The following is a 242-nucleotide window of genomic DNA, read 5'->3' on the forward strand; positions in this document are numbered from 1 at the left end:
GGGGCCAGGGGCACCGCCGCCGGGTCCACCAGCAGCACCAGCGGGGCCTCGTCGCCCGCCAACTGGCCAACCCAACCCAGCGCCAGCAGGGTTTCCACCGAACCGGCCAGCTGCAGCGGGTCCACCTTCAGGGCCTGGGCCAGCGCTGCCGGCGTCAGGCCGGCGCGCTGCGCCTGGCGTTCGGCGTGCAGGGCGGCCACCACCTCCAGCGCCAGCTGAAAGCCCCAGCCCGGGGTGTCGCC

General features: G+C 76.4%; 1 pseudogene. It reads right to left on the bottom strand.

Annotated elements, in window-relative coordinates:
* Window positions 1-242 (bottom strand): annotated as a pseudogene (locus HA630_RS26790) (hypothetical protein); the annotation flags it as partial.

It is taken from the genome of Aquabacterium sp. A08 (genome assembly GCF_011742065.1).